Source organism: Nocardiopsis sp. TNDT3 (assembly GCF_003427465.1).
In the GTDB taxonomy this organism is placed as follows: Bacteria; Actinomycetota; Actinomycetes; order Streptosporangiales; family Streptosporangiaceae; genus Nocardiopsis; species Nocardiopsis dassonvillei.
In genome coordinates, this window is sequence record NZ_QPFC01000058.1 from 1 (window position 1) to 1793 (window position 1793).

At 70.5% G+C, this 1793-nt stretch carries 2 protein-coding genes and 1 pseudogene; all 3 read left to right on the top strand.

Features of this window, described 5'->3' with window-relative positions:
- The coding region (locus DQW06_RS01685) for a VTC domain-containing protein (RefSeq protein WP_117197836.1) at nucleotides 1–454 on the top strand (454 nt) is incomplete at its 5' end.
- A gap of 40 nt (nucleotides 455–494) precedes the next feature.
- Nucleotides 495–1181 (top strand): DUF4956 domain-containing protein, encoded by a 687-nt coding sequence (locus tag DQW06_RS01690; protein ID WP_013152851.1) that lies wholly within the window; start codon nucleotides 495–497, stop codon nucleotides 1179–1181.
- A 1-nt stretch (nucleotide 1182) separates the two neighbouring features.
- Nucleotides 1183–1793: pseudogene (locus tag DQW06_RS01695) on the top strand (spore coat protein CotH); the annotation flags it as partial.

A 1793-nucleotide genomic window follows, 5' to 3' on the forward strand; every position in this document is an offset into this window, starting at 1 on the left:
CTTCGTGGACAAGGTCCTCGACCTCGTCCACCGCCTGGACCTGCGCCCGACCGCGATGACCGGGTACCGGCGCGAACCCTACGTCGGCACCGGCTCCGACCTGGGACTGCGCGTGACCCTGGACCACCGTGTGCGCGGGCGCGACCGGGACTTCGACCTGCGCGCCGAGGCCGAGAGCCGCTACATCATCAGCCCGCACCTGGCGGTCATGGAGGTCAAGGCCAACGAGCGCGCCCCCTACTGGGTCACCGACATGGCCGCCCGCTTCGGCCTCCAGGTGCAGCGCGTCTCCAAGTACTGCCAGAGCGTGGAGGCCCACGGCATGGCCCCGCGCTCGGTCTTCCACCTGCCCGAGGAGGACGTCGTGGCCGAGGCGCGTCCGCTCGGTTCCGTGGTCGAAGCGCCTCCGCCCGTCCCCACGGCCGGGGGCGCGTCCTCCGGCCCCCGTTCCTGAACCCCGGTTCCCACCCGCTTCGTAAAGGCACACCCGCACCATGAACCTCGATTTCGGCGTCACCGACCTGTCCGGCACGTTCAGCGTCATGGACGTGGTCCTGTCCCTGACCCTGGCGTTCGTCACCAGCCTCGTGGTGGCCTGGACCTACCGCGCCACCCACCGCAACATCAGCTACTCGCAGAGCTACGTCCACACGCTGATCATCCTGGGCATGCTCATCGCCCTGATCATGCTGGTGGTGGGCTCCAACATCGCCCGCGCCTTCGCCCTGGTCGGCGCGCTGTCGGTGGTGCGCTTCCGCAACGCCATCAAGGAGACCCGCGATGTCGGGTTCATCTTCCTGGTGATGGGCGTGGGCATGGCCTGCGGCACGCGCTTCTACACCCTGGCGGTCATCGCCACCGTGGTCATCTGCGCGGTCGTGCTGCTCATGCACCGCTTCAACTGGTTCGCCCTCAACGTGCAGCGCCAGGTGGTCAAGGTCCAGGTCCCCGCGGACGGCGACGACTACGGACCCGTGATCGACGACGTGCTCATCCGCTTCACCGACGAGTACGAACTGATCAGCACCGAGACCGTGCGCGGCGGTTCCCTGCTGGAGACGGCCTACACCGCACGGCTGAAGAAGGGCGTCAAGCCCGGCGACGTCGTCCAGCGCCTGCGGGAGATCAACGCGGGGCAGAAGGCGACCGTCCTGACCGGCTACGACCAGACGGACCTGTGACATGCGCGGACTCGATGATGAGGAGGGCGGCGGCGACACCGCTGCCCGCGACACCGCCGCCGGGCGGCGCCAGCGCGGGCCCGCGCGCCTGCGGCACCGCCTCCCGGTGCGCCTGCGCCAGCACTGGAGGAGCACCGCCGTCGTGTGCGCCGCGCTGCTCGCCCTGGTCCTGGTCTTCGGCGAGGCGCGGGTGCGCCCCTACGTCACCTCCGAGTTGGTCTCGCGGGACGCCGTCACCCAGAACATCGAGGGCGAGGGCGACCTGTTCGACGGCGGGGAGCACACGATCGAGGTGAGCTTCGACCAGACCGAGTACGCCGACATGATGAGCACCTTCCGCGAGGAGGGCGAGAAGGAGTACATCCGGGCCGACGTCACCATCGACGGCACCACCGTCGAGGACGTCGGACTCCGCCTCAAGGGCAACTCGACCCTGATGAGCCTGCGCGGCGACTCCGGGGCAGGGGCGGCGCCCGGCCAAGGGGGCCAGCAGCGGGAGGAGACCGGTACGGACACCGGCACCGGGGACGCCGGCGGGGTCGCTGACGGGACGACCGGCGCGGCGGCCGACACCAGGGGTGAACAGGGGACCGGCCCGGGCGGCGGGGGAGC